Source organism: Mycetocola sp. BIGb0189 (assembly GCF_024810155.1).
GTDB lineage: Bacteria > Actinomycetota > Actinomycetes > Actinomycetales > Microbacteriaceae > Mycetocola > Mycetocola lacteus.
Genome location: NZ_JANUED010000010.1, coordinates 92,395 through 111,399 on the forward strand (window position 1 = coordinate 92,395; position 19,005 = coordinate 111,399).

Here is a 19,005-nt window from a genome sequence, read left to right on the forward strand (position 1 = left end):
AATTATATTGATTAACGATCATTAACAGTCATAGTCTAGATCCACCACACCGATGAAAGGACATCGAATGGCCGCAAGATTTGTCTCCAGTGAGTTGGAATCCCAGCCCGAGACCTGGCGTCTGGCCCCCGCGGTTGCCGCGGACAACGCCGCCCTACTGCCCCAGCCCGGAGAGCGTGTAGCCGTGGTCGGCTGCGGAACCAGCTGGTTCATCGCGATGAGCTACGCGGTGGCGCGCGAACGCGCCGGGCAGGGCGTCACCGATGCCTTCGCCGGGTCGGAGTACCCTGCCGATCGAGACTATGACCGGGTGGTGGCCATCACCCGTTCGGGCACCACCACCGAAATCCTCGAGCTTCTGGGCGCGGTCCGTGCCCCCAGCACCGTCATCACCGCGGTAGCCGACAGTCCCGTGGTGTCACTGGCCACCCACCAGGTGCTGCTCCCCTTCGCCGATGAGCGTTCGGTGGTGCAGACCCGCTTTGCCACCACCACGCTCGCGCTCCTGCGGGCACACCTGGGCGAGAACGTCGAGGCTCTCGCGGCCCAGGCCGAACGCGCACTCACCCTCCCCATTGATGACCTCCTGGACGCCGACCAGGTCACCTTTGTGGGGCGTGGGGCCGCGGTGGGCCTTGCCCAGGAGGCCGCGCTCAAAACCCGAGAGGCCGCACAGTTCTGGGCCGAGGCGTATCCGGCAATGGACTACCGACACGGCCCCATCGCGATCGCCCAGCCCGGCAGACTCGTGTGGTCCCTGGGTGACTATCCCACCGGACTGGATGAGGATGTCGCGCGCACCGGCGCCCGCTTTGTCCACCACGATCTCGATCCGCTGGCCGAACTGGTAATTGTGCACCGCTTCGCGGTGGCCCTGGCCGAGCGGCGCGGGCTTGATCCGGATCAGCCGCGTGCCCTGACCCGATCGGTCATCCTCGCATGAGCACACCCCGAGAATCAGACACCGACGATGTGGTCATCGGCATCGACGTGGGCGGAACCGGCACCAAAACGGGACTGTTTCACTCCGATGGTCGGGTCCTCGCCCTGCGCCGAGACACCACCCCGAGCAACGATGCCCAGGCACACGCCCTCACCGATCTGATCGTCGAGGTGGTGCGCTGGGCTCGGGAGTCCTCCCTCGCCGCCGGCTACACGCCGCTCGCGGTGGGGATCGTGGTTCCCGGCATCATCGAGGAGGGCTCGGGGGTTGTCGGGCACGCGGTCAACCTGGGCTGGCGCAACCTGCCGCTGCGTGAGCTGCTGCGCACCGCGCTGGACGGTGCGGGTCTGACCCTGCCGCTCGCGTTTGGACACGATGTCCGGGCGGGGGCCCTCGCCGAGAGCTTCCCGCGGGTGGGCGACAGCGTCCGACACCAGCGGATCGCGTTTATCCCGATCGGGACCGGGATCGCCAGTGCGCTGGTGGAAAACGGTCACGTGGTGGGCGGGGGTCTCGCCGGGGAAATCGGGCAGCTGCGTCTCACCCACGGACCGTTCCGCGGCCACACGCTCGAGGAGGTGGCCTCCGCACGCTCGGTCGCCCGCCGGGCCGGGGTCGCGACGGCCCGCGAGGTCGCCGAGCTGGTGCGATCGGGCGATGCTGAGGCGAGCCGGGTCTGGACCGAGACGGTAGAGGTCCTGGCCGAGGCGGTGTCCTGGGTGACCGCGGTTTCCGGAGCGACCCGCGTGGTGCTGGGTGGCGGCCTGGCCGAATCCGAGGGGTTGCTCCTGACTCCGCTCACCACCCGCGTGGCCGAAATCCTGGCTCCGATGCCCGCGCCGGAGATCGTCAAGGCGCGACATGGGGATACGGCGAGCGCCCGCGGCGCGGCCCTGCTGGCCCGCGCGGTTGCCGCCCAGCGGGGAAGGCGGCAAGAATCTGCCCCGTCGGCCCCCGCTTCCACGATGCCGCGCACCACGGTGACGGCATGAGCGGCGTCCTGATCCTAACCCCGAACCCCGCCCTGGATCTGGGGTACCGGGTCGACCGACAGCGCATCGGCGTGACCCAGCGTGTGCGCGAGGTCACCACCCGTCCCGGCGGCAAGGGCGTTAACGTGGCCCGGGTCCTGAACACCCTGGGGATACCGGTCACCACGATCCAGCCCCTGGGCGGACCCACCGGCGACCGGATCGAAACCGCGCTGCGGGACCGGGGGATCCCCGTGGTCGCCTGTCCGATACGCGGCGAAACCCGGCGCACGGTCACCGTGCACGACGGAATCGATCACCCGACGATGCTGGGGGAACCCGGCCCGGTGATCACCACGCCGGAGTGGGCGGCGCTTTCTCGCCTCCTGTTGACCCGGCTGGCCACCCACTCGACCCTGGTGATTGCCGGGTCGCTGCCGCCCGAGACCGATACTCGAATGGTGGGCGACTGGATCCGGCTTGCCCAGACCCAGGGGGTACACACGGTGGTGGATGTTTCCGGGGCGGCGCTGATCTCCGCGGCCCAGGCGCGCGCCGATGTCCTCGCTCCCAACGCCGCCGAGGCGATGGAGGCCACCGGCACCCACGAGGTTGATGCGGCGGCCACCGCGCTGCTCGCTCTGGGAGCACGCACCGTTGTCCTCTCCCGAGGCGCCGAGGGCCTGCGCGGCTATACCGCCGCCGGTACCCGTTCGGTGCCCGCCGTGCCCGGCATCAGCGGCAACCCGACCGGGGCCGGCGACGCGGTCACCGCGGGGCTGGTCCGCGCGCTCGAGGCCGGGGCCGACCTCCTGGAATCCTTGGAGGGTGCCGCCGCGCTCGGGGCGGCCGCGGTGCTCAGTCCCGTGGCCGGGGAGCTTGATCCCGCGGATGCCGATCGTTTTGACGCACTCCTCCACACATCCGAGGCGTCCCGATGAGCGCGGCGAGCACAACCGTGCGCGGCCTCCCCGGGCTGCTGGCCGACGCACATGCGCGGCGCGCGGGCATCGGTGCCTTCAACGTGGTGCTCCTGGAACACGCCGAGGCAATCGTTGCCGGGGCCGAGGAGGCCGAGTCCCCGGTCATCCTGCAGATCAGCGAGAACTGTATTCGCTATCACGGCTCACTCGCCCCGATCCTGCGGGGCAGCCTGGGGATCGCCGCCGCCGCACGGGTCCCGGTCCTGGTCCATCTGGACCATATCGAGGATCCCGAGCTGATCGCACAGGGAATCCGGCTCGGTGCCGACAGCGTCATGTACGACGGCTCGGCGCTGGAGTATGCGGCCAATGTGGACACCACCGCGCGGATCGCCGCGCGCTGCCATGCGGCCGGGGTCGGCGTCGAAGCCGAGCTGGGCCGGGTGGGCGGCAAGGACGGTGTGCACGCTCCGGGTGTGCGCACCGATCCGGACGAGGCCGCCGCGTTTGTTGCCGCCACCGGAGTGGACGCGCTCGCGGTCGCCGTGGGTTCCTCCCACGCGATGCAGCAGCGCACGGCCGAGGTGGACCGCGACCTGATCGGTCGGCTGGCTCACGCCGTCCCTGTCCCACTTGTCCTCCACGGGTCCTCGGGCCTCTCCGATGAGCAGCTGCGCGGCGCGATCGACGCCGGCATGACCAAGATCAACATCTCCACGCACCTCAACGGCCTGTTTACCCGGGCCATCCGCGCGGAGCTGGAGGAATCCCCCACGGCGACCGATCCGCGCCGCTATATCGCCCGCGGAAAATCCGCGATCCGCACCGAAACGGCCCGGCTGCTTCGGCTGATCACCACCCCGTCTCCCCGCATCACGCAGTAATCCAACGAAGGAGCTTCACATGCGTTTTTCGAAAACCGGCACCCTGGTCGCGATGGCCGCGGCCTCGGCCCTCCTGCTCACCGCCTGTTCGGGATCCTCCGGTGGGGGTGCGGCGGCCGGCAACACGGCCGTCCCCACCACTGAGGGAAAGGGCAAAACCCTCACCGTTTGGACCATGCAGGACGACTACGATGCGGCGACCATCGACGCGATCAACGCCGAGTTTGAAAAGCAGACCGGTGCCACCGTCAACGTGCAGGAGCAGCAGTGGAACGGGATCACCACCAAGATCTCGACCGCCCTGGCCACCTCGACCCCGCCGGATGTGATCGACCTGGGCAATACCCAGGTTGCCAGCTTCGCCGAAAACGGCGGGCTGCTCGACCTCACCCCGTATAAGAAGGATCTCCAGCAGGGGCAAACCTGGGTGACCGGGCTTGAGGAACCCGCGACCGTGGACGGATCCCTCTACGCGGTGCCGAGCTTTGCCGGCAGCCGGGCCGTGCTCTACAACAAGAAGATCTGGGCCGCCGCCGGGGTCACCGCAGCCCCGACCACCTATGCCGAGCTCACCGCGGCGCTGGATAAGGTGAAGGCCGCGAGCACCGAGGCGGATTTCTCCGCGCTGTACTTCCCGGGCCAAAACTGGCAGGCCGGCCTGCAGTGGGTGTGGGATGCCGGCGGGGACATCGCCACCGTGAAGGACGGCACCTGGAGCGGGGCACTCGGTAGCCCCGAGGCGCAGAAGGGTTTGGCGGCCTGGAAGGAGTTCCAGAACGCCTACTCGACCCCGGCCTCGCAGACCCTCGATCCGCAGAGCCCGGCACAGGTGCAGGTCTTTGCCGACGGCAAGACCTCGGCGATCATCGCGACCTATGGTCTGATCGCTCAGGTCCTCAAGGCCAACCCCGCACTCACCGCCGATGACCTGGGTGCCTTCGCACTGCCGGGTCTCTCCGGGAAGCAGCAGCCGGTGCTGATCGGCGGATCTGACTGGGGTATCCCGACCAAAACCCAGAATAAGGATCTGGCCCTGCAGTGGGCCAAGATCGCCGCGAGCCCCTCGATCCAGAAGGACTTCGTGTTTGGCAGCAACGGCTGGATCCCCAACTCGACCGAGCTGGCCACGGAGATCGGTGCGGGCTTGGATCCCACCCGCAAGGCATTCTTTGACGCCACCCAGATCTCCCGAGCCACCCCGGCCGCCGCCCGCTGGGCCGACCTGGAGGGAGACAAGAGCATCAACAACCTCTTCACCAGCATCGCCTCGGGCAGTAAGAGCCCGAAGGACGCCGCCGCGACCTTCGACCAGGCCACGGATAAAACGCTGAACAAGAAGTAGCACCCCGTTCCGGACGGGCCCACCCGACCCGTCCGGAACCCCTCACCTCGCAGTCTCGGCATTCCGAAGGACACCATGAACGCCACCTCCACGCTTCTCCCGCCGGACGCAACGTCGCGTCCCCCGGCGGCCACCCCGGTCCCGCCGGCACCCCGCCCCACCACGCGCGCTCCGCGCCGACGCTCCCTCGCGCCGTTTGCCCTGCTGGCTCCCGGCGGGATCATCCTGGCCCTGGTGACGCTGGCGCCGATCCTCTTTGTGGTGTTTATCTCCTTCACCGATTTCGGTCAGCGCGCCCTGTTCACCGGCGCGTTTGCCGGGGTGGGATTCGACCAGTACACGGCGCTGCTGAGCGACCCGGAGTTCTGGTACTCGGTGCTGCGCACCATCGGCTTCACCGTCGCCCTGGTGGGTGGCAGCGTGCTGATCGGGATGGGAATCTCGAACCTGCTGACACGGCTGAATACGGGAATGCGACTCGCGGTGACAATCGTGTTGATCTGCGCCTGGGCGATGCCCAATGTGGCCGCCTCGCTGGTGTGGACCTGGCTGTTCCAGCCCGGCTACGGCGTGATGAACTGGCTGCTGACCCAGCTCCACGTCTTCGGCGATATGACCAACACCAACTGGGCCAATGATCCGGTCCTCGCCTACAGCAGCATCTGGATGCTGGTGGTCTGGCAGGCGGTCCCCTTTATCGCGCTGACCCTGAATGCCGCCGAAACCCAGGTGCCCGGGGAGTACATCGAGGCGGCCCGGCTGGATGGAGCGAGCGAGTTTCGCATCTACCGCACGGTCACCCTGCAGCATATGAAGCCCACCCTGTTTCTGGTCACCATTCTCTCGGTCATCTGGGACTTCAACATCTTCAACCAGATCTGGTTGGTGTCCTCGGGCGGACCGGACGGGGCGACCTCGACCCTGGGAGTGTTTATGTACACCACCGCATTTGTGGGCTTTGATATCGCGCGCGGTGCCGCCATCGCGGTGGTCACCACGCTCATGCTGCTGGGGCTCACGGCCGTCTATATTCGCAGCCTGATCCGCTCGGGAGAAGAACTATGAGTGCCACACTGACCCGTGTCACCGGGGCTCACACCGGCCCGCGTCGCCACCGTCGCCCGCTGCGCTGGAAGGCCACGACGATCGCGATGATCTTCTGCCTGGTCTGGATCTTCCCCACCTATTGGATGATCAACACCGCGTTCAAACCGCGCGCCGAGCTGATGAGCGCGGTGCCCAAGTTCTGGCCCGAGCATCCGACGATCAACAACTTTGTGGTGGCCGTCACCCAGACCGGCTTCCTACGCAATCTCGCCAACAGCGCGATTGTGGTCATCATCGCCGTGGTCTGTGCGATTCTGCTGGGTCTGCTGGCCGCCGCCGCGCTCTCGGTTTTTCGGTTCCGCAGTCGGCGCTCGATCCTGGTTGCGATCCTGGTGATCCAGATGCTGCCGCCCACCTCGCTGCTGATCCCGCAGTTCCTGATCTTCAACAGCGCGGGCCTGCTCGGTACCTATGCGGGGCTCATTCTGGCCTATATCTCGCTGACGCTTCCGTTTGCGATCTGGGTGATGCGCGGGTTCTTTGTGGCCATTCCCGCCGAGGTGGGCGAGGCCGCGCAGATCGACGGTGCCTCCAGCTGGCAGATGCTCACCAGGATTTACTTCCCCCTGGTTGCCCCCGGCGTGATCTCCACCAGCGTGTTCGCGTTCATCACCGCCTGGAATGACTATCTGATTGCCTACACATTCATGAAGGATCAGGCCATGTATACCCTCCCGGTGTGGTTGGCTACCTTTAGCACCCCGACACACGGGACCGATTTTGGCGGGCAGATGGCCGCGTCGGTTCTGTTTGCCCTCCCTGTGGTGGTGTTTTTCATGCTTGTTCAACGACGACTCGTATCCGGGATCACCGCCGGATCCGTGAAGGGATAGTAATGACCGCTTTAGTCCCCCAGCCCCGCCGCATCGACACCGAATGGGCCGTAGGGTATTCGCTCACCTCCGCCACCCGGATCGCCGCGGATCCCGCCCTCGTGGAGGCGCGACGCTGGTTGCAGCAGGTGCTGCGTCCGGCCACCGGTCTCGACCTGGACACCCAGGATCCCACGGCCATCGATCCCGATTCCGGCGAGCGCGGCATCCGCCTGCTGCTGGATCCTGCCCTCGGTGCCGAGGAGTACCGGCTGCGCATCGAAACCACCGGGGTCGCGATCACCGCGGGGGCCGCGGCCGGCGCGTTCTATGCGGCGCAGGTGCTGCGTCAGCTGCTGCCGGTGGAGGCGTACCGCGAAGCGGTCATCCACCCGAACACCGAGTGGATTCTGCCCGCCGTGAGCATCGAGGATGCGCCGCGCTTTGGCTGGCGCGGGGTCATGCTGGATGTGGCCCGGCACTTCCTGCCCAAGGCCGACATCCTGCGTTTTATCGATCTGATTGCAATGCACCGCCTCAACGTGCTGCACCTCCACCTCACCGAGGATCAGGGGTGGCGGATCGAGATTACCCGCTATCCGAAGCTCACCGAGGTGGGCGGCTGGCGGCGCGAATCCCAGCGGGGTCCGGTGCGTGATGCACCCGGCGATGGACGTCCCCACGGAGGCTTCTACACCCAGGATGATATTCGCGAGATCGTGGCCTACGCCCACTCGCGGCACGTCTCCGTGGTACCCGAGATCGACCTGCCCGGGCACTCGCAGGCGGCCATCGCCGCGTATCCCGAGCTCGGAATCGGCGTGGATGAGCACGGCCAGGGCGGCCCGGACCTCGAGGTCTTCACCCGCTGGGGCATCAACCCCAATGTGCTCAACACCGAGGATTCCACCGTCGAGTTCTTCATCAACGTACTGGATGAGGTTATGGATCTGTTCCCCGGCTCCCACATCGGCATCGGCGGAGACGAGTGCCCCACCGAGCAGTGGCGCGACGACCCGCGCACCCAGCAGCTGGTGCGCGAACGCGGGCTGAACGATGTGCACGACCTGCACGGCTGGTTCCTGAATAAGCTCTCGACCCACATCGTGGCCCGTGGGCGCAAGCCGTTCGGCTGGGATGAGCTGCTTGAGGGCGATCCGCACCCCGATTCGACAATCGCCTCCTGGCGCGGCATGACCGGTGCCCGCAGTGCGCTGGCCCGCGGGTTCCACGTGGTGTCGAGCCCGGACGACCAGGTGTATCTCGACTACCGCCAGTCGGATCTGCCCGAGGAGCCCATCCAGGTGGGTACTCCGGTGGGGGTCGCCGACGTGTACGCGTTCAACCCGATTCCCGCGGGGGCCACCCCCGAGGAGGAGGCGCTGGTTCTCGGTGGTCAAGCCAACATTTGGACCGAACACCTGGATGGCGTACGCGCCGTGGACTACGCGGCCTTCCCGCGACTGTGTGCGCTGGCGGAAACCCTCTGGGGTTCGGACGGCGACATCGTCGAGTTCCAGGAGCGGCTGCGTCGTCACCTGGCCCGTCTCGACGCGGTCGGGGTGGAGTACCGCCCCGAGGACGGCCCGCACCCGTGGCAGCAGCGCCCCGAGATTCCCGGTCGGCCGAGCGATCCCGCCGAACGAGCGGCGCACATCGCCGCGCTGGTGGCCAATATTTCTCTTCCCTCGCAGCATCCCAAACAATGACGTGAACGGAGCAACACCATGCACAACCGTCTCTCACGCGGGACGGACCGGAACTCTCGGTCCGTCCCGGTTACCCGGGGTCGGCGTCTCACGCTGACCTGTGCCCTGCTCGCCCTGGTGGCCGCGGCCTGTGTGCCGCTGGCCACCGAACCGGCGAGCGCCACCACCTCGGCCGGAACCATCACCTCGGGCACGCGGTGCCTGGACGATGCCGACTTCGGCACCGCCAACGGCACGGTGATCCAACTCTTTGACTGCAACGGATCCTCCGCCCAAAAGTGGACGTGGGAATCCGATGGCACCGTGCGCATCTTCGGCAGGTGCCTGGACGTGACCGGCGGATCCAACGCCACCGGTGCCCTCCTCCAGCTCTACACCTGCACCACCGGTGCCGTGCAGCAGCGGTTCTCCGCACTGCCCGACGGCACCATCTATGCGGCCAAATCCGCCAAGTGCCTGGCCGTGCAGGGCACCCCGGCCAATCGGGCGCGGATCGGGCTGGCGTCCTGTGATCCGGGGCAGCCTGCCCAGCAGTGGAAGGCGCAGAGCGCCCCGGCCCCGCGCTATACCCTGACCGGCGGGCCGGCGACGCAGAACACCTATGCCAGCGACACCCCCAACAGCGCCTACATCGATCGCGACGGCACGTTCTATCAGCAGTACGCCCACGCGCTCTATGAGGCCACCGCTCCGCGGGAGTGGAAGTTCCTCTCGGGGGCCAATGCCGATTCCGTGACCCCATCGCCGCTGAATGATGCGGTGGATTCGGCGAACCCGATCGACAAAAACAACAACACCACCTGGCGCTGCGATAACAGTCCCACCGGAAAGAAGAGCACGTTCGCCCCCGCGGGTAGTAACTACTCGCAGCGCAACTACTGCGACCTCGCCGGTGTCTGGGTGGATCCCGACTCGGGTGACTGGTACGGCCTGGTCCACAACGAGTTCACCCCGCAGCCCTTCGGGGACGGGATGCACTACGACTCGGTGGACTATGCGATCTCCCGTAATCAGGGCAAAACCTGGGCAATCAAGGACCAGGTGCTCACCTCCCCGTTCAGCACCCAGCGCGGCGACACCGCGGCCTTCCCCGGCGACAACTACTACTACGGAGATGGCGACCAGCGTCTCTTTGTGGACAATGCCTCGGGCTACTTCTACGTGTTCTACGCGTCCCGCACCATCGCCAAACCCGGGGTTACGCCCGGTCAGAGCTGGCTTCAGCACGTGGCCCGCGCGCCCATCGCACAGAAGATGGCCCCGGCCTCCTGGCAGAAGTGGTACAACGGTGCCTGGCAGCAGCCGGGCATCGGCGGCAAGGAAAGCAACATCATCCCCGCCGACGGCAACGGTCCCGGCTTCACCGCGCCCGCGGACGATTACTCCCCCACCCGGCCCGGGTCCCAGCCCGCGCAGGTTGCCGCCGGAACCCTGCCGGATGATTCGCAGCTTGCGGTCATGAACATCGCCTGGAGCGCCTACCTGGGCAAATACATCGGCACCCCGCAAAACTCCCTGGCTCAGGACACCGGAACCAAATCCCCGCAGCACTACTATGCAACCGACGACCTGGCCACCCAGAAGTGGACGGATTTGGGGACCGTGGACTCCAATAAAAACGCCTCCTGGTATCGCTGGCTGCTCGACTCGGGCAACCGCACCTCGGGCACGATCCTCGGCAAGACGTTCCGCACCTACTGCTCCTTTGAATGCACCACGTTCACCTCGGAGTATGCGGACACCACGATCGAGCCGAAAAACCCGGCCGATCTCCCGCCGGCACCGGTCAGCGCGGGCACCCGTTATCGTGTCGCCGCCACCGGCGGGGGCGACCTCACCGTGGGTGGCACCTCGGTGTGGACCTTCACCGCGACCGGCGATGGCTTTTTCACCGTCGGTGCCGCCGACTCCGGCAGGCTACTCGGCGTGGATGCCGCGGGCAACGCCGGACGTGCCTGGGGCGCGGTTCCGGCCCTGAGCCCGGCCGCGACCGGCGGGGATGCGCGGATCGCCCAGCAGTGGTCCTTCCAGCGGATCACCACGGTGCCCTCCGGATCCGGGGCGTCTTCCCCCACCGCCGAGTACCGCCTGATCAACCGCTATAGCGGGCTGGCGCTGAGCGTGACCGGCGGCGGAGATCTGCGTACCGCGACCTCCCCGATCCGCCAGTGGAACGCCCCCGCCGGGGCCACCGGCGATGCACGACCCGAATCCGCGCAGCGGCTCACCCTCTCGCCGCTGCCCTAACCCTCCCACCGGATCGCCCGTCGTGCGCAGCCCCCACCCGCCCACGACGGGCCTTCCGATGTGTGTATCCGCCATCCCGGCGACCCCGCTGCTTCCCCCACAGCATTTCACCCAATGACGTGAATGGAGCAACACGATGAGTACCCTGTCCCCATCCTCGGCCGACCCCTCGGCCCGTCCCCCGAGGAAGGTACCGCTGCGCGGTATCGTCCTCACCATCGCCCTTCTGGCCCTGATTGCCGTGGTTATGGTGCCGCTGCTGACGAAGTCCTCGGGCACCCAGGCCACCGCCACCAGTACGATCGTCGGCAACGGCCGCTGCCTGGACGTGCGCGATTCGACATCGGCCGATGGCTCAGCGATTCAGCTGTTCTCCTGCAACGGATCGTCCACCCAAAAGTGGAGCTGGGAAACAGATGGCACCGTACGCAATGCCGAGCGCTGTCTGGAGGTGCGCGGCGGGTCCGACGCCACCGGTGCACTGGTGCAGCTGGGCACCTGCAATAGGAAGTCCGTGCAGCAGAGATTTGCCGCGCTCCCCGACGGAACCGTGTACTCGGCAAAGTCTGCCAAGTGCCTCGCGATTCAGGGAACGCCGGCGAATCGCGCCCGGGTCGGTCTGGCCTCCTGCGATCCGGCCCAGCCCACCCAGCAATGGGCCTCGAAGACGGCACCCGGTGCGCGCTATGCGCTCAGTGGAGGCCCGGCCGTGGAGAACCGGTTCTATGCGGACACTCCCAACGCCTCGATCATCGATCGCGACGGCACCTTCATCCAGCAGTACGCCAACGCCCAGTATGAAATTGACGGGCCCCGGGAGTGGACGTTTATCACCGGACCCAATATGGATTCGGCGGACTATGCCACGGAGCTCAACGAGGCTGTGAACCCGGCCAATCCGCTCGACAAAAACAGCGACACCACGTGGCGCTGCAATAACAGCCCCACCGGGCTCACCAGCACATACGCCGAAGGGCATGAACGCTACTCGCAGCGCAACTACTGCGACCTCGCGGGCATCTGGGTCGATCCCGACTCGGGTGACTGGTACGGGCTGGTCCACAATGAGTTCACCCCGGCGCCGTTTGGTGACCGGATGCACTATGACGCGATCGACTATGCGGTGTCGCGGGATCAGGGGAAAACCTGGGCGATCAAGGACCAGGTGATTACCTCCCCGTACAGTATCGAACGCGGCGACACCGCGGCCTTCCCCGGTGATAACTACTATTACGGCGACGGCGACCAGCGCCTCTTTGTGGACAATGCCTCGGGCTACTTCTACGTGTTCTACGCGTCCCGCACCATCGCCAAACCCGGGGTTGAGAAGGGCCAGACCTGGATGCAACACGTGGCCCGCGCCCCGATCTCACAAAAGATGACCCCGAACTCCTGGCAAAAATGGTACGACGGTGCATGGCAGGAGCCGGGCACCGGTGGGAAGGAGAGCAACATCATCCCCGCCGACGGCAACGGTCCCGGATACACCGCACCGAAAGACGATTACAATCCCAGCCGGCCCGGGTCCCAGCCCGCGCAGGTCGCCGCGGGTACCCTGCCCGAGGACTCACAGCTCACGGTGATGAACATCGCCTGGAGCGCCTACCTCGGCAAGTACATCGGGACCCCGCAGAATTCGGTGGCCCAGGATACCGAGACTCAGACGCCCCTGCACTTCTATGCAACCGATGACCTGGCGACCCAAAAATGGGTGGACATCGGCACGGTGGAATCCAATAAGAATGCCGCCTGGTATCGCTGGATGCTCGACTCGGGCAACCTCACCTCGGGCACGATTCTGGGCAAAACCTTCCGCTCCTACTGCTCCTATGAGTGCTCCACCTTCACCTCGGAGTATTCGGAGACCACGATCGAGCCGCTCTCGAAAAAGGATCTACCCCAGGCCCCGGTGAAAACCGGAAAACCTTACCTGATCACCGCGTCCGACGGCGCCACGTTTGAGCTGAACGGCGCAGCCGCCTGGCGGTTCGACAGCACCGAGGACGGATTCTTCACGATCACGGCCGACGGCTCCGACCGGGTTCTCGGGGTGGAGGCCTCGGATAATGCCGGGCGTGCCTGGGGCGCGGTCCCCTCGCTCGCGGCGGCTGTGGCGGAGGGGGACGCCCGGATCGGCCAGCAGTGGTCCTTCCAGCGGGTTACCCGGGTCTCCGGCGATCGCGGTGCCAGCACACCGACGGAGGAGTACCGCCTGGTCAACCGTTACAGCGGGCTGGCGTTGAGCCTGAGCTCCGACGCGAACGCCCCTGCCGTCACCGCTCCGATCCGGCAGTGGAATGCGCAGCCCGGGGCGACCGGCGACGTGCGTCCCGAGTCCTCACAGCGCCTGACCTTCGCCCCGGCACCCTAGCGGGGTCGCCGCGGGGACGAGATCGCCGCTCGGTCTCGTCCCCGCGGCGGTATCCCACCCGCCACACCGTCCGGAGGCATCCGCCGCTCAGGTCTGCCTGGGTGTCGCGCACAGGCGCACCGGGGACCGCATTTTCACTCATGTGTCGCGCCGTGACGGGGCCGGTGGTGTGCCGACGATGCGCTCGCTAGCATCGGGACACGGGCGCTCCGGGCTCAGAGCCCATGCCCAGCCGGGTCTGCCTAAGCTCGCACCCACGCGCGTCCGCGCCGCACCGCACCGCACAACTCATCGGGGGAACGATGTCACTCAGCGCCTGGCTCTTTCCGGCCACCCAGCCCACGCCTGCGGGCAGACCGCCAAGCGCCCGTCGAAACCTGATCCTGTTGGGCATCGCGGTGATCGTGGTGTTGGGGATCGCCCTCTCCCCGCTGATCGCCCGCACGGTGACCGGCACCATTCCGCTGCGCGCCGAGGAGGTGGTGGGAAAGTGGAATACGACCGACGGCAACGGTGTCCTCCTCTTCCGCGCCGATCACACCCTCACCGCGAAAAATGTGGCCAAACTGCCCGGCCCCGGCCCGGAGAGTGATGACCCTGCGACAACCACGGGCATCTGGTCACTAGCCGCGGGCACAAACCGCGATCTCACCGTCACCAACAACCGCCCGGAAACCCGCCCCCTCACCCTCCAAACCCACGTGGTGTGGGGCGACCTGCGCATCACCTACAACTGCGGCGTCGACTTCGAGCGCCTGTGCGAGTTCCGCCGCAGGTAGCGAAAGTCCAGCCGAATCCATTTCATTTGGCCCTTGGAAAGGGCCAGCTTCCGACATACCCTGGAAGAGCAGGAAGGAAACTTCCCGCCTTGCCGAACCCTCACCCTGGTGAGGGTTTCGTGCTTAAGGCCAAACGCGAAGATATCTCGGTCGATTTCACCAAGCACTTGATACAGGCACGCCGCATCAACGATTACTGTGCGACTTCAACAAATCATCGGAGACATTTAGATACGTGATAATGGCACGGTGGAGTTAACGCTAAAGCCCGTGAGAATCATCCAGTCGCGAATGATCGGGTATCGCCTAATCCCTGATTATCGCAGTGATGCTGGCTTCAACCCCACATGGTGGAACGAAGGAATATCCATCGACGAGCCACACGCACACGAGTTCTTCAGCATGATCGATGCGATGCATGGTGAGGTGGCACGAGCTCACATACAAATACGACTCGACGGCTTTCCCTGCTATCGCGTTCCACCGGATAGCCGGGGTATCCCGGAAATCCTTTACTTTGAAGTGGCTCAACGGTTTCGCGGTAGCCATTACGGAGCTCACTCGCTCGAATTGCTCCACAAAATGTATGATTCGTACCCGCAGATGGCGGCGATTTCCTTCGGTGCTGATGGATTCTGGGGCGCAGTCGGCTGGGTCCCATATAGCTACTACGAAGGCCGACTCAAATCCAGAACACTATTCCTCTCGCCGTCGTGAGGTCACACGAAAAATCGACGCAGAAAAGCGGCTGGCATCGGTTGATTACCGATGCCAGCCGCTCAATTTTGCCTAGTGGAAGAAGTGACGCTCACCGGTGAAATACATGGTGATGCCGGCGGCCTTCGCGGCGGCGATGACCTCCTCATCGCGCACCGAACCACCGGGCTGGACGACGGCGCGCACGCCGGCCTTGAGCAGAACCTCGAGGCCGTCGGCGAAGGGGAAGAAGGCGTCGGAGGCGGCGACGGAGCCAACCGCACGCTCACCGGCACGGTCCACGGCCAGGTGGCAGGAGTCCACCCGGTTGACCTGGCCCATGCCCACGCCCACCGAGGCACCGGCGTGGGCGAGCAGGATTCCGTTGGACTTCACCGCACGGCAGGCCTTCCAGGCGAAGCGCAGGTCGGCCAGGGTGTCCTCGTCGGCGGGCTCACCGGTGACCAGGGTCCAGGTGGCGTCCACGTCGTCGGCACCGAAGCGGTCGGCTTCCTGAACCAGCAGGCCGCCGGAGATCTGCTTGAACTCGCTGGTCTCCGGGGTGAAGCCCTCGGGCAGGCGCAGCAGGCGCAGGTTCTTCTTGGTCTTCAGCACCTCGAGGGCCTCGGGCTCAAAGTCCGGGGCAACCAGGACCTCGGTGAAGATTTCCTTGACCGTCTCGGCCATCTTCAGGGTGACCGTGCGGTTGGCGGCGATCACGCCACCGAAGGCGGACACCGGGTCACACTCGTGGGCGCGCTGGTGGGCGCTGGCGATTGCGTCGGGTGCCTTGGGGCTGGCCACGGCGATACCGCAGGGGTTCGCGTGCTTGATGATCGCGACCGCCGGGTTGACGAAGTCGTAGGCGGCGCGCACGGCAGCGTCGGCGTCCACGAAGTTGTTATAGCTCATCTCCTTGCCGTGCAGCTGCTCGGCCTGGGCGATGCCGTGCCCGCCGGCACGCGAGTAGAGCGCCGCAGCCTGGTGGCTGTTCTCGCCGTAGCGCAGCACACCCTGACGCTCGGCCTGGATGGTCAGCGACTCGGCGAAGGCAGCGGAGCTTTCTGCGCCTTCCGCGTTGTCCGCGAACCAGCCGGCCACGGCGGTGTCATAGGCGGCGGTGTGAGCGAAGGCCTGGGCTGCCAGCTCGCGACGCAGGGCGAGGGTGGTTCCGCCGGCGGCGACGGCCTCGATTACGCGGGCGTAGGACTCCGGGGAGACCACGATGCCCACATTGGCGTGGTTCTTGGCGGAGGCACGCACCATCGCGGGGCCACCGATGTCGATCTGCTCGACCACGTCATCACCCACGGCACCGGAGGCCACGGTCTCGACGAACGGGTAGAGGTTGACCACCACGAGCTCAAACGGTGCCACACCCATCTCGGCCAGCTGGGCCTCGTGGGATTCCAGGCGCAGGTCTGCGAGCAGACCGGCGTGCACGGCGGGGTGCAGGGTCTTCACGCGACCATCGAGGGCCTCGGGGAACCCGGTGACCGCGGCCACGTCGGTGACCTGGTGGCCGGCATCGCGGATGGTCTGAGCGGTCGAACCGGTGGATACGATCTCCACCCCCGCCTTCGCCAGGGCCTCGGCGAGCTCCAGCAGGCCGGTCTTATCGCTGACCGAAATCAGTGCGCGGCGGACGGGAACGAGATCGCGGTTTCGGTACAGGTGTGCATCGTGACGGGGGCCGGCCATGGGTGCTCCTAGTGTTTGGTTGTTATCGTGCGGATAAATCCAGACCGTCGGCGATGCGCCGAACGGTGTCCACGAGCAGCCGGCGTTCCACCGGTTTGATGCGCTCGTGCAGGCTTTCTTCGGTGTCATCGGCGAGGATCGGCACGCGCTCCTGGACGATGATCGACCCGGTGTCCACGCCGTTATCCACCACGATGATCGACGCACCGGTCTGGCTGGCACCCGAGGCCAACGCATCACGCACGCCGTGCGCACCGGGGAACTCGGGCAGGTAGGCGGGGTGGGTGTTGATTAGGTTCGGGGACAGCGCGGAGACCACATTGTCGGGGACCAGGCGCATCAGGCCGCTGAGGACCACCAGGTCTGGGGCGTACTCACCGATGGCCGCAAGCAGCGCGGTACCCCACTGCTCGCGCGAGGCATACTCGCGGAAGGGCACGGTGAAGGTGGGGATCCCAAACTCCGCGGCGTGCTCCAGCCCGCTGGCGTCACGGTCGGCACCCACGGCGATCACGCGCGCCGGATATCCGGGTTCGCGAGTTGCCTCAAGCAGCGCCCGAAGGTTCGAGCCGGTCCCGGAAATCAGCACAACGAGTGAGAGCACCCGATGAGTCTACCGCTCCGAAACCCCGCTCAAAAACCGCGGCTCCTCGACAGTCTCCACGCTGCGGCCGGAGACCAGACCGATCAGTGCGCCGACCAGGATTTCCCCCGTAAAGACCAGTCCCACAAGCCAGGCGGTCGGTCCCATCTCGGCGAGGCGTCCGGGTCCAAAAGCGCCGGCCGCGAACCACGAGAGCAGTCCCAGCAGCACTCCGGCGACCACCGCGGAGCCGGCGGCGGTGATCGCACCCTCCCCCATCGACAGCTCGCCGCTCTCCACCCGGCGGCGACGGATCCACAGGCCCGCGAGGAACCCACAGAGGATCGGGACGATCAGCAGAATCCAGGTCAGCGGGCTCGACGAGGAGGGCAGCACACCAAACACCGGCAGTGCGGGCAGGGGACCCGCCACGGTGCCCAGCGGGGAGAAGATGCTGTTGGCCCCCACCGCAAATCCGGGACCGATCAGCCAGGACGCCGCCCAGATGATCAGCGTGGGCAGGTAGAGCAGCTGCGCCAGGGTGATCACGATGCCGCCACCCACCCCCAGCTCGGTGGTCTCGTACAGCCCGATGATCAGCGGATAGTTGACCAGCAGCAGGATCGCGGTCAGCAGCCCGGCCACACCGATCAGGGCACCGGAGGCTAGCGCCCCGCCGCGCAGCGAGGCGAAGGCGATCGTACTTCCGGGTTCCCCGAGCCGCTCGGGCAGGGTATCCAGCGGGAACCGCTCCCCCGCCCGGTACCGGGCAACCACGAGGCCCAGAGCCATCGCGGCGGCGAAGATCAGCGGCGGGAAGATCAGGCCGGTGACCCGATCGGTGCTGATGATCTCGCTGCCCGAGGTGAAGACCACACCGCACGCCAGCAGCGCGTAGGTCACGGTCCCGGCAATCAGCGCGGTGATCGGATGTCCGGAATCTGCCGAGCGGGTTCCGCTGCGATAGGCGAGCCAGATCACCAGCGCGGTGATGCCGATCGGGGCGAGTGAAAGCACAAACGGATCGCTCGCCCCGGCCAGGCCAAACGGGGCCACGGTGTCGGCCGAAAGCTCCACATTCAGGTGCACGCCGTGACCGAGCAGCCAGAAGTCGACCGAGCTGCGCCAGAACAGGCTCCAGAATTCGGAGAATCCGGTGCCGATGGCCCAGATCAGGGTGGCCGGAACCACGAGGACGCCCACGCTGATGGCGAGGGCGATGAGGGCTTCGAGAGCGGCGAGGAGGGCGACCTGGGTGCGTTTCATGACACCCTCAGACTAACCCGCTCGCCCGCTCCCACGCCGAAGGCGAGCCGCGGGTACCGTGAGAGCGCCCCGCGACCCTATTCGATGTACACGGTCAGCAGGTAGGAGATTCCGCGGGGAACATCCACCGTGATATCGGCGGCACCCGCCCGCGACGGTACAAAGACGCCCATCCCCTCGCCCGTATCCTCTAGGGAAACGGTCCGGTCTGCAACCAGCAGGGGGCTCCGATACAGCGTGTCTCCCGAGGCACAGTCCTTGCCCTCCGAACGAGCCGAGGGCCCGGATTCTCCCGAGTACTTGAGGGAGATTGAGTACGCGGCACTCTGCATACACTCAATCTTCCAGGACACATGTTCATAGTCGAGCGAACCAAACGAGAAGTTCTGCTTCCCCTGCTGCTGCACCTGGAGCAGCACCTCTCCGCCGGTCGCCGGGACGTATCCGTCCTCCTCGGGCTGGGTGCCGACAGCGGGTTCGGATTCATCGACGCTGGGCAACTGAGCGTTGTGAGCCTCGATCCGTGCCGCCTCGCTGGTCGCGCATCCGCCCAGGCTGCAGGCCATAAGCCCCAGGGTCAGGCCGATGAGGGCCCGAGATACCGGTGTTGTACGTTGCTGATGAATCTTCATTGATCACTGCCCCGAGTCTGAGCACTCTGCCCAGGCTAA

At 66.4% G+C, this 19,005-nt stretch carries 16 protein-coding genes; 12 read left to right on the forward strand and 4 right to left on the reverse strand.

The genetic code is table 11. From position 1 onward, the window contains the following. Positions 1-67 precede the first annotated feature (67 nt). The 12 genes from M2390_RS15060 to M2390_RS15115 all read left to right on the forward strand — a co-directional run bounded on the left by M2390_RS15060 (position 68) and on the right by M2390_RS15115 (position 14,805). Positions 68-943, forward strand: coding sequence for an SIS domain-containing protein (locus tag M2390_RS15060; RefSeq protein ID WP_259179933.1), 876 nt, complete (start codon positions 68-70; stop codon positions 941-943). Further along, entirely contained in the window at positions 940-1,935 is a 996-nt protein-coding gene (locus M2390_RS15065; RefSeq protein ID WP_259179934.1) for an ROK family protein, read from the forward strand. Before M2390_RS15060 ends, M2390_RS15065 begins: the two co-directional genes overlap by 4 nt. Next, the gene (locus M2390_RS15070; protein WP_259179935.1) at positions 1,932-2,855 is read left to right on the forward strand and encodes a 1-phosphofructokinase family hexose kinase; all 924 of its coding nucleotides are present in this window, start codon (positions 1,932-1,934) and stop codon (positions 2,853-2,855) included. The genes M2390_RS15065 and M2390_RS15070 overlap by 4 nt, the downstream gene beginning before the upstream one ends. Beyond that, entirely contained in the window at positions 2,852-3,721 is an 870-nt protein-coding gene (locus M2390_RS15075; protein WP_259179937.1) for a class II fructose-bisphosphate aldolase, read from the forward strand. Before M2390_RS15070 ends, M2390_RS15075 begins: the two co-directional genes overlap by 4 nt. A 19-nt stretch (positions 3,722-3,740) precedes the next feature. Further along, positions 3,741-5,063 (forward strand): extracellular solute-binding protein, encoded by a 1,323-nt coding sequence (locus M2390_RS15080; RefSeq protein ID WP_259179939.1) that lies wholly within the window; start codon positions 3,741-3,743, stop codon positions 5,061-5,063. 75 nt (positions 5,064-5,138) lie between these two features. Beyond that, positions 5,139-6,128 carry a carbohydrate ABC transporter permease gene (locus M2390_RS15085; RefSeq protein ID WP_259179941.1) on the forward strand — a complete coding sequence of 330 codons (990 nt, stop codon included), beginning with the start codon at positions 5,139-5,141 and terminating at the stop codon, positions 6,126-6,128. Beyond that, entirely contained in the window at positions 6,125-7,003 is an 879-nt protein-coding gene (locus M2390_RS15090) for a carbohydrate ABC transporter permease (RefSeq protein ID WP_259179943.1), read from the forward strand. Before M2390_RS15085 ends, M2390_RS15090 begins: the two co-directional genes overlap by 4 nt. A 2-nt stretch (positions 7,004-7,005) precedes the next feature. Beyond that, positions 7,006-8,691 carry a beta-N-acetylhexosaminidase gene (locus M2390_RS15095; protein WP_259179944.1) on the forward strand — a complete coding sequence of 562 codons (1,686 nt, stop codon included), beginning with the start codon at positions 7,006-7,008 and terminating at the stop codon, positions 8,689-8,691. A gap of 18 nt (positions 8,692-8,709) precedes the next feature. Continuing rightward, positions 8,710-10,938, forward strand: a complete 2,229-nt coding sequence (locus M2390_RS15100; RefSeq protein WP_259179945.1) for a ricin-type beta-trefoil lectin domain protein — start codon at positions 8,710-8,712, stop codon at positions 10,936-10,938. A 136-nt stretch (positions 10,939-11,074) separates the two neighbouring features. Then, a complete protein-coding gene (locus M2390_RS15105) occupies positions 11,075-13,309 on the forward strand; it encodes a ricin-type beta-trefoil lectin domain protein (RefSeq protein WP_259179948.1) in 2,235 nt (744 codons plus the stop codon). A gap of 302 nt (positions 13,310-13,611) precedes the next feature. Further along, positions 13,612-14,088: a hypothetical protein gene (locus M2390_RS15110; RefSeq protein WP_259179949.1), complete on the forward strand. Its 477-nt coding sequence runs from the start codon at positions 13,612-13,614 to the stop codon at positions 14,086-14,088. A gap of 270 nt (positions 14,089-14,358) precedes the next feature. Continuing rightward, the gene (locus M2390_RS15115) at positions 14,359-14,805 is read left to right on the forward strand and encodes a hypothetical protein (protein ID WP_259179950.1); all 447 of its coding nucleotides are present in this window, start codon (positions 14,359-14,361) and stop codon (positions 14,803-14,805) included. A gap of 72 nt (positions 14,806-14,877) precedes the next feature. Here M2390_RS15115 and purH read toward each other — a convergent pair whose 3' ends face one another. The 4 genes from purH to M2390_RS15135 all read right to left on the reverse strand — a co-directional run bounded on the left by purH (position 14,878) and on the right by M2390_RS15135 (position 18,966). Next, the gene (gene purH, locus M2390_RS15120; RefSeq protein ID WP_259179954.1) at positions 14,878-16,485 is read right to left on the reverse strand and encodes a bifunctional phosphoribosylaminoimidazolecarboxamide formyltransferase/IMP cyclohydrolase; all 1,608 of its coding nucleotides are present in this window, start codon (positions 16,483-16,485) and stop codon (positions 14,878-14,880) included. 22 nt (positions 16,486-16,507) lie between these two features. Next, on the reverse strand, positions 16,508-17,089 hold the full coding sequence (gene purN, locus M2390_RS15125) for a phosphoribosylglycinamide formyltransferase (protein WP_259179955.1): 582 nt from the start codon (positions 17,087-17,089) through the stop codon (positions 16,508-16,510). A gap of 9 nt (positions 17,090-17,098) precedes the next feature. Beyond that, complete coding sequence (locus M2390_RS15130; protein ID WP_259179957.1) at positions 17,099-18,334, reverse strand: DUF6350 family protein; 1,236 nt, start codon at positions 18,332-18,334, stop codon at positions 17,099-17,101. A gap of 77 nt (positions 18,335-18,411) precedes the next feature. After that, positions 18,412-18,966: a hypothetical protein gene (locus M2390_RS15135; protein ID WP_259179958.1), complete on the reverse strand. Its 555-nt coding sequence runs from the start codon at positions 18,964-18,966 to the stop codon at positions 18,412-18,414. Between the last annotated feature and the right edge of the window lie 39 nt (positions 18,967-19,005).